The sequence below is a fragment of the Bradyrhizobium sp. SZCCHNS3052 genome (assembly GCF_032484495.1).
Classification (GTDB): Bacteria; Pseudomonadota; Alphaproteobacteria; order Rhizobiales; family Xanthobacteraceae; genus Bradyrhizobium.
Genome location: NZ_JAUETB010000005.1, coordinates 372,713 through 382,044, shown reverse-complemented (window position 1 = coordinate 382,044; position 9,332 = coordinate 372,713). Strand labels below are relative to the sequence as shown.

Here is a 9,332-nt window from a genome sequence, read left to right as displayed (position 1 = left end):
TTCTAACCATCCTGAATGCCATGATGCGCGACCGAAAACCTTATGCGATCACTCCATCAACATAACAGTTGCCGGCTCAAGGCCGGGACGACACTGTTTTTGTGGCGCCAGCGGTGGTTGGCCACGATCGTTCGTCATGGCCGGGCTTGTCCCGCCTGCGCGGCCGAAGCCGCTTCGGCGCGGCGAAGGCCCGGCCATCCACGTGGCCCAGCGTCCTCGGAACGACGTAGATGCCCGGGACAAGCCCGGGCATGACGAGCGACTAACAACGTGCTCGTAGGAGAGAAGCTCCGCGCCCCGCTCAGTTCGTCTTCGTCACCGGCGCCGTGGCCGGCGCCTGGGACGGTTCGGCGGCGGCCTGCGGGGTGCGGCCGACCACGGCCGTGAGCAGGCCCTGGCTCCAGAGCTGCTTCGCCGCCTTCTTGGCGTCGTCCAGGGTGACGGCGTTGACGATCTCGCTGCGCTTCTCGATGTAGTCGATCGGCATCTTGTCGAGCTGATATTGCAGCATCGCCTGCGCCAGCTTGGAGGAGGTGTCGAGCGCCAGCATCTGCGAGCCGTTGATGTAGGACTTGGCCTCGTCGAGCTCCTGCTGGGTCGGGCCTTCCTCGGCCATGCGGCGGATCTCCTGCTCGACGGCCGCGATGGTCTCGCCGGCGCGGTCGAAGCGGGTGGCGGTGTTGCCGATGAACAGCGCCGAATGATCCATCCACAGCAGCGCGTCGTAGACGGAGTAGGCGAGGCCGCGCTTCTCGCGCACCTCCTTGTAGAGCCGCGACGACAGGCCGCCGCCGCCGAGGATGTGGTTGACCACATAGGCCGCCATGAAGTTCGGGTCGTGGCGGCGGATGCCGGGACCGCCGAAGGTGATCACGGTCTGCGGCACGTCGAGCGGCACGAGCGCGCGCTGCGGCGGCATGGTGGCGACGACGTCGGGCACCGGCGTCAAGGTGGCCTTGGCCGGCAGGCTGCCGAAGGTCTGATCGAGGAGCTTGCCGAGCGTGGCCGGGTCGACGTCGCCGACAACCGCGACCTTCAGCGTGTCCTTGGCGAGCACGCGGCCGACATAGGCCTTGAGATCGTCGACGGTGATCGTCGGCACGCTGTCCAGCGTGCCGTTGGCCGGACGGCCGTAGGGGTGGTTGGGGAAGGCAAGCTCGAGGAACTTGCGGCCCGCCAGCGAGCTCGGATTGGTGGTCTCGCGGCGCAGGCCGGAGATCACCTGCGAGCGGATGCGCTCGACGTCGGCGCTGTCGAAATGCGGCGAGGTCAGCGCGGTGCGCAGCAGCTCGAACGCCTCGTCCTTGTTGTCGCGCAGCATGCGCAGCGAGCCGCGGAATTGATCGCGCGAGATCTGGAAGCTCAGCTCGATGGCGCGGCGGTCGAGCCGCTCGTGGAAGGTCTTGGAGTCGAGATCGCCGGAGCCTTCGTCGAGCAGGTCGGCCACGAGATTGCCGACGCCGGGCTTGCCGACGGGGTCCTGCGAGGCGCCGCCCTGGAACGCATATTCCATCGCGATCAGCGGCACGGTGGCGTCCTGCACGAACCAGGCTTCGATGCCGCCGGGCGACACCAGGTGCTGGATCTTGGTCGCCGCCTGGGCGGCAGGAACGATCGTGAGCGCGGCGGCGCCGACGGCGACAACGCAGGCGAAGCGGCGGGCGAAGGTCATTGTGTTCATCACGACCGCTTCTCCTCGCGCTTGGCCGCATTGTCCTTGATCAGATAGCCGGTGACCGAGCGCTTCTTCTGCAGCCAGGTCTGCGCCGCGGCGCGCACCTGCTCGGCGGTCACGGCACGGATGCGGTCGGGCCAGCTCCGGATGTCCTCGATGCTCAATCCGGTGGTGAGGCCGCCGCCATACCAGCGTGCCATGGTGGCCTGGTTGTCATTGGCGTAGATCGCCTCGGCGATGAGCTGCGTCTTGACGCGTTCGAGATCCTCGGCGCGGACCGGGTTTTGCGCGATCTCGGCGATGACGCTGTCGACGACAGCCTCGACCTGGGCGAAATCGACGCCCGGACGCGGCGCGACCGCGATCGAGAACTGGCTCGGATCGAGCGACGTGCCCTGATAGGACGCGCTGGCATTGACCGCGAGCGGCTTGTCGACGACCAGCGCACGGTAGAGATAGGAGTTGCTGCCGCTACCCATCAGTTGCGCCAGCACATCCAGCGCGGCCGACTGCCCGGGGGCGGCGGTGGTGGCCGAGGGCACCAGATAGAAGCGGCGCATCGAGGGCTGCTCGACATGCGGGTCGGCCAGCGTGACCGTGCGCGGCGCCACCGGCTCGGGCTCCTGCGGCCGCAACCGGCGCGCGGGGATGTCGGGTTGCGCGGGAATCTTGGCGAAGGTCTGCTCCACGAGCGGGCGCACTTCCTTGGCGTCGGTGTCGCCGGCGATCACCAGGATGGCATTGTTGGGCGCGTAGAAGCGGCGATAGAACGCCAGCGCATCCTCACGGCCGAGCTTCTCGATCTCCGGCCGCCAGCCGATCACCGGGCGGCCATAGGGGTGGTTGACGTACAGCGCCGCCATGATCTGCTCGTTGAGGCGGGCTTCCGGGGAGTTGGCGACGCGCATGTTGTACTCTTCGAGCACCACGTCGCGCTCGGGCAGCACGTTCTCGTCCTTCAGCACGAGGCCGGTCATGCGGTCGGCCTCGAACTCCATCATCTTCGGCAATTGATCGCGCGGCACGCGCTGGAAGTAGCCGGTGTAGTCGACCGAGGTGAAGGCGTTCTCATTGCCGCCGATCTTCAGCACCGTCTTGGAGAACTCGCCGGCGGGATGCTTCTCGGTGCCCTTGAACATCAGATGTTCGAGGAAGTGCGCCAGGCCCGACTTGCCGGGCGTCTCGTCGGCGGAGCCGACCTTGTACCAGATCATCTGCGTCACCACCGGCGTGCGGTGATCCTGGATCACGACGACCTGCAGGCCGTTGGGGAGGGTGAAGCTGGCGGGGGGCTCGGAGGCGAACGTCGTTTGCGCCGAAGCGCCGGCCGTGAACGCGATGAGGGAGACGAGCGCGGCGGCGACGGATTTGAACCGGTGCGAGGACATCATGATCCTTCTGAAGGCCCGCAGGGAGGGGCGATCGGGTTTGAGCGCAGCATGCTACATCGCGCCGGACGGCGCCCGACGTCACAAAACGGCGACATCGTGCCGCCGCGAGACATTAAATTTCGCTAACGCCAGCGAAGCCGGCATCTCCGGGCGAACGGCTGCCGCCGTCACCGTTCCTTGCCGGTCATGATGTCCAGCTGCTTGCCGCCGATCGGCTCCTGCTTGCCGGTGCCATAGGCATAGCTCGGCGACGGCGTCTGATAGCCGGGCGGCGGCTGGGTCAGGCTCTCGCGCTGCGGCTCGCTGGTGAACGGCTTGGTTTCGCTGTCGCTGCCCTTGAACATGCCGAACAGGCCGCCTTTGAAGCCGAGCTGCGACGGGCTCATCATCGGGTTGTTGGCCACGCCGGGCTGAATCGGTTCAGTCGGCTTGGCGGCGGCCGTCCGCCCCATCTTCATCTCGGCCGGGGTCAGCGGACGGGCCGCATTGACCGGATCCCTGTTTTCCTTCTTGCGCGCGGCGGCCGCGGCCCGGCGTTGCTGCTCGTCGGGGTCCTTCGGCCAGTTTGGCGCGGTCGCCTGCGCCGCAGCGGCGGGGGGCGGCAGATCGAGCTTGGGCGGCACCACCAGGGGCGACCGCTCGCGGTATTCGATGGAGGGCGTCTCCATGTTGGTGCCGCCGAGACCGCGCATCAGATTGTCGATGATCTTCTCTTCGAAGGTCTTGTCGTCTTCCTCATCGTCCTGGGCACGGGCGGCGCCGGCGGCCATGACGAGGCCAATGCCGAGCGCAACGGCGGACAGCCGCAGGACGCGAATGGCCGCGTGGGTCATGATCCGGCCGCTGACTTCGGTCTTGCGCATGGCTTTCCCTGTCCTCGCTTGTCCAGTGCTCGTGCTCCGACGAACCGGCCGCGACCCACCGATTGCGATCCTCGATTCGACGGGGGGCCGTCCAGGCATCGCGCCGATCTCGAAAACGTGAAGATCATCAGGCTCTTGACCCAGGATCGGCACCGGCCGGTATCGACCCGGATCAGGGCGCTTTTGCGGCGGGGGCCCCGAAGAAGGAGTCATATAGCAGGCCCGCCACCCCGGCAACGATCGCCACGTCGGCCATGTTGAAGATGTACCAGTTGTAAACCGTGCCGCCGATCTGGATGTGGAACAACGCGAAATCGACCACCGCGCCATAGGCCAGCCGGTCGATGCCGTTGCCGATGGCGCCGCCGATGATCAGGCCGAGTGCGGCCGTCGCCAGCTTGCTTTCCGCACGCGCCATCCAGATGGCGAGGGCGATCACCGCGACGGCCTTCACCGCCATCAGTCCATATTGCGCCAGCGTGCTCTCACTCTGCAGCCAGCCGAAGCTGATGCCGATGTTCCAGGCGAGGTAGAGGTCGAAGAACGGGGTGATCTTGACGGTGCCGCGGTTGGGCAGGTCGAACACGTACAGCAGCCACAGCTTGGAGGCCTGGTCGATGACCAGGGTGGCGAAGCCGGCGATGAGGCCGAGGCGGAGGCGGGGGGTCATGGGGTGAGCGCGATCATGCCAAGCAACTCGCGGCAAATACCGCTGTCGTCCCGGCGAACGCCGGGACCCATACCGCGTGATGTGTGTTGGCGGAGAAAGTCTGGGTCATCGTCCTTCGTCGACATGAACGCCGGTGGTTATGGGTCCCGGCGTTCGCCGGGACGACAGTTGTGGGTGTCGCGCGATCACGCGTCACATACCGACCCCGAGCGCCTTCCACTCGCGCAGCGCTTGCGCGTCGCGCGGGGAAACGTCCGGGTACTCAGGGTCGTCGCCGACGCTCTCCAGGATCTTCCAGGAGCGGGCGCACTTCTTGCCCACGGCCTTCTCGACGACGACCGCCACGCCCGGCACCGCATCGAGCCGGAACGCATCGGCCGGGGCGTCACCCTCGCGGACCTCGTAGTTCGAGGTGATGCAGACCTCGGCGAGATCGGTGTCGAACAAGGTGCCGAGCAGCGCGCGGTCGGCGACGTAGATGACCGGCGAGGCTTCGAGCGAGGAGCCGATGGTCTTGGCGGCGCGGGCGAGCTCCAACGCGCCGGTGACGACGCGCCTGACGTTGCGGATCGTCTCCCACTTCGCGGCGAGCGCATCGTCGCGGTATTGGTCCATCGCCTCCGGGAACAGCGTCAGATGCACCGACGGCTCTGCGTCGGGCCTGTACATCCGCCAGGCCTCGTCGGTGGTGAAGGACAGCACCGGCGCCAGCCATTTCAGGACGGCATCGCAGATCAGGTCGATCGCGGTCAGCGCCGCCTTGCGCGCCACCGACGACGGCGGGTCGCAATACAGCGTGTCCTTGCGGATGTCGAAATAGAACGCCGACAGCTCCGTGTTCATGAACGCAGCCAGGCTCGCGATCACGGTCTTGTAGTCGAACGCGGCGTAGGCGCGGCTGATGACCTCGGCCTGCTGCGAGAGCTGATGCAGCATCAAGCGCTCCAGCTCCGGCATGTCGGCAAACGCCACGGCGTCGCTGCGCTTGTAGTGATGCAGGGTGCCGAGCATCCAGCGGATGCTGTTGCGCAGCTTGCGGTAGGTCTCGATGGTGTTCTTGAGGATCTCCGGGCCGATGCGCTGGTCGTCGGCATAGTCGGTGGCGCAGACCCAGAGGCGCAGGATGTCGGCGCCGGACTCCTTGATCACCTTCTGCGGCTCGACGGTGTTGCCGAGCGACTTTGACATCTTGCGGCCGTTCTCGTCGAGCGTGAAGCCGTGCGTCAGCACGACGTCGTAAGGCGCGCGGCCGCGGGTGCCGCAGCTCTCCAGCAGCGACGAGTGGAACCAGCCGCGGTGCTGGTCACTGCCTTCGAGATACATCACCGTGTCCTGGCCGCCATCGACCTTGCGCCTGATGCCGGCGAGGCCGGGGAAGTGCACGGGGTCTTCGAGCACGAAGGCGTGGGTCGAGCCGGAATCGAACCAGACGTCGCAGATGTCGTCGACCTTGTTCCAGTCCTCGTTGGCGCGGGACCCGAGGAAGCGCTCGCGTGCGCCGTCGGCGTACCAGGCGTCGGCGCCTTCCTTGGCGAAGGCCTCAGTGATGCGGGTGTTGACGGTCTCGTCCTGCAGGATCTCGGCGGAGCCGTCGCCGGTCTCGCGCACGAACACGGCGATCGGCACGCCCCAGGCGCGCTGGCGCGAGATCACCCAATCCGGACGGTTGGCGATCATGCCGGTGATGCGGTTCTGGCCGGCGGCCGGCACCCATTGCGTGACCGAGATCGCGCGCAGCGCGCGGGCACGCAGCGTATCCCCGGACTTCGCCTGACCTTGGTCCGCGATGTCCTTGTCCATCGCGATGAACCATTGCGGCGTGTTGCGAAAGATCACCGGCTTCTTGGAGCGCCAGGAATGCGGGTACTGGTGCTTGAGCCGGCCGCGCGCGAGCAGCATGCCGGCATCCGTCAGCGCCTTGATGACGGCCTCGTTGGCGTCGCCCTTCTCGCCCTTGTCGTTGATGACGCGTTTTCCTGTGAAGCCCGGCGCGTGGTCGGTCAGCGCGCCGTTCTCGTCGACGGTGTAGGGGATGGTGGTTGCGATGCCCCGGCCGTCGAGCTCGCGGGCATGCGCCATCCAGACGTCGAAGTCCTCGCGGCCGTGGCCGGGCGCGGTGTGCACGAAGCCGGTGCCGGTGTCGTCGGTGACGTGGTCGCCGGGCAGCAGCGGGACGACGAAATTATAGCCGCCGGCGAGACCTTTCAGCGGATGGGCGCATTCGACGGCGTCGAGCGTGTCGCCGGGGATGTCGCGCAGCTTGGTGTAGCTCGTGACGCGCGCCTGCTTGAACACGCTGTCGGCCAGCGCGTCGGCCATGATCAGCTTGTCACCGGTCTTGGCCCAATTGTCTGCCGGCGCGTCCGCGACCTCATAGAGGCCGTAGGCGATCTTCGGCGAGAACGAGATGGCGCGGTTGCCGGGCAGGGTCCAGGGCGTGGTGGTCCAGATCACCACCGAGGCGCCCGCGAGCGCGCCATGCGCCGGCGACGTCACCGGAAACTTCACCCACACCGTGTCGGACTGATAGTCCTCGTACTCGACCTCGGCCTCGGCGAGCGCGGTCTTCTCGACCACGCTCCACATCACCGGCTTGGAGCCGCGATACAGCGTGCCGTTGGCGGCGAACTTCATCAGCTCGCGGGCGATCTGCGCCTCGGCCGGATAGGTCATGGTGGCGTAGGGATGGTCCCAGTCGCCGATCACGCCGAGCCGCTTGAACTCCTCGCGCTGCACGTTGAGCCAGTGGTCGGCATAGGCGCGGCATTCCTTGCGGAACGCGACCATGGCGGCGGAGTCGCGGAAGTCGGGCTTGGTCTTGCCCTTCTTGCGGTAGTTCTCCTCCTCGATCTTCCACTCGATGGGCAGGCCGTGGCAGTCCCAGCCGGGCACGTAGTTGGAATCGTGGCCGAGCATCTGCTGGCTCTTGGTCACGACGTCCTTGAGGATCTTGTTCAGCGCGTGCCCGATGTGGATGTTGCCGTTGGCATAGGGCGGGCCATCGTGCAGGACGAATTTCGGCCTGTTCTTGGCGGTGTCGCGCAGCTTGCCGTAGAGGTCGATGTCGCTCCAGTATTTCAGGATCTCCGGCTCGCGCTGCGGCAGGCCGGCGCGCATCGGGAATTCCGTCTGCGGCAGGTAGAGGGTCTTGGAATAGTCCTTGGCGTCGGATTTTTGGGCGTCGGGCTTTTGCGGCTTTTCGGACATCGTGATCTGGCTGGCTGAGAGATGAGGCGCTGAGACGCGATTTCGATCGCGGGCGGCGGAACGAGCAGAGACATCCCGGTCTTGCGCCGAGCTCAAAGCTCAGGCGGAAGCCGGGCCGCTAATGCCGATGATGCGCCGTATCAACATGGGGCCTCCTCATAGCAGCCGGACTGCGGAATCGCAAAGCGATCCTACGGCAGCAGCGCTGCGGGATCGTCGTTCAGCGTCATTCCGGGGCGATGCGCTGGCATCGAACCCGGAATCTCGAGATTCCGGGTTCAGCCCTGGCGGGCTGCCCCGGAATGACGTCACCGATGGAGCAGGAGGATCAGCCGATCTCGCCGAGCCGGGGGAAAAGGCCGGGATGGGCCGCCAGCAAAGCGCGGGCCCTGGCGCTGTCGTCGTCCATCTGCCGGATCAGGGCCTCGATCGAGCTGAATTTGGCCTCCTCGCGGATGAAGCCGATGAAGGCGACGTCCAGGACCTCGCCATAGAGGCTGTCCTTGAAGTCGAACAGGAAGGTCTCGAGCAGCGGCGCGCCGTTGTCGAAGGTCGGCCGGCGGCCGAAATTGGCGACGCCGTCGATCAGCACCCGCTCAGCGCCGCGGCCGCGGCCGACCCGGACGGCATAGATGCCGTGGCGCAGCCCGCAATCGCGATCGAGCCGCATGTTGGCGGTGGGGTAGCCGAGATCGCGGCCGCGCTTCTCGCCGTGGATGACCTCGGAGCTCACGAACCAGGGGCCGCCGAGCATCGCGGTCGCCTCGCTGACCTGGCCCTCCGCCAGCGCTTCGCGGATCGCTGTGGAGGACACCGGCCGCTCGTCGATGTCGACATGGGCCTGGATGTCGACCTCGATGCCGAGCTTGGGGGCCTCGTTGGCGAGCAGGCTGGGCGAGCCGACGCGGCCCTTGCCGAAATGAAAGTCGTAGCCGACCGCGATTCCGGCGATCCCGAGCCGCCCGATCAGGTCATGGTGAATGAAATCCTGCGCCGAGGTCTGGGCGCGGCCCTTGTCGAAGGCCATGACCACGGCGCCGGCAAGGCCGGTTCCGGCCAGGAGTCGCAGCTTGGCGGTCTCGTCGGTCAGGCGGAACTGCGGGGTATTGGGGCTGAAGAAGCGCCGCGGATGCGGCTCGAAGGTCAGCGCCAGCGCCGGGCGCCCCTTGGCCTTGCCCATCTCGATCGCCGCCTCGATCACGGCCCGGTGACCGAGATGGACGCCGTCGAAATTGCCCATCGCAACCACCGCGCCCTTGAGGATGTCCGACGGCGGGGTGGAATCGCGGATGATCTTGAAATCGGGCATGTGACGGAAATATCTCGCGGATTTCGGTGGGCTACCGGCGGACGGTGGTTGCCGTGACGGTGGGCGGCCGGCCCCGCGAAGTCAAGCCGAAGGGGTTCCTCCGCTCATGCAGCGCAGCAATAGCGACATGCAGCCGCAGCGCAGTTAACGCGCTGTTTAACGGCTGATGCTACTGCTGAAAGCGGATGGCGGGGTCGGTTACGACCCGTGCCGCATG

The 9,332-nt window shown here is 66.7% G+C and carries 6 protein-coding genes; all 6 read right to left on the bottom strand.

Annotated features, from left to right (window positions below):
• Positions 1 to 301 precede the first annotated feature (301 nt).
• Positions 302 to 1,681, bottom strand: coding sequence for a pitrilysin family protein (locus QX073_RS19685; RefSeq protein WP_316226211.1), 1,380 nt, complete (start codon positions 1,679 to 1,681; stop codon positions 302 to 304).
• Positions 1,681 to 3,066, bottom strand: coding sequence for a pitrilysin family protein (locus QX073_RS19680; RefSeq protein WP_316226210.1), 1,386 nt, complete (start codon positions 3,064 to 3,066; stop codon positions 1,681 to 1,683). The genes QX073_RS19685 and QX073_RS19680 overlap by 1 nt, the downstream gene beginning before the upstream one ends.
• A 167-nt stretch (positions 3,067 to 3,233) precedes the next feature.
• Positions 3,234 to 3,899 carry a hypothetical protein gene (locus QX073_RS19675; protein WP_315713662.1) on the bottom strand — a complete coding sequence of 222 codons (666 nt, stop codon included), beginning with the start codon at positions 3,897 to 3,899 and terminating at the stop codon, positions 3,234 to 3,236.
• Positions 3,900 to 4,101: 202 nt separating this feature from the next.
• Positions 4,102 to 4,599 carry a signal peptidase II gene (lspA, locus tag QX073_RS19670; protein ID WP_316187667.1) on the bottom strand — a complete coding sequence of 166 codons (498 nt, stop codon included), beginning with the start codon at positions 4,597 to 4,599 and terminating at the stop codon, positions 4,102 to 4,104.
• Between the two features lie 192 nt (positions 4,600 to 4,791).
• Positions 4,792 to 7,806, bottom strand: a complete 3,015-nt coding sequence (gene ileS / locus QX073_RS19665; RefSeq protein WP_315754471.1) for an isoleucine--tRNA ligase — start codon at positions 7,804 to 7,806, stop codon at positions 4,792 to 4,794.
• A 328-nt stretch (positions 7,807 to 8,134) separates the two neighbouring features.
• Entirely contained in the window at positions 8,135 to 9,115 is a 981-nt protein-coding gene (locus tag QX073_RS19660; protein WP_315713615.1) for a bifunctional riboflavin kinase/FAD synthetase, read from the bottom strand.
• Positions 9,116 to 9,332: the final 217 nt, after the last annotated feature.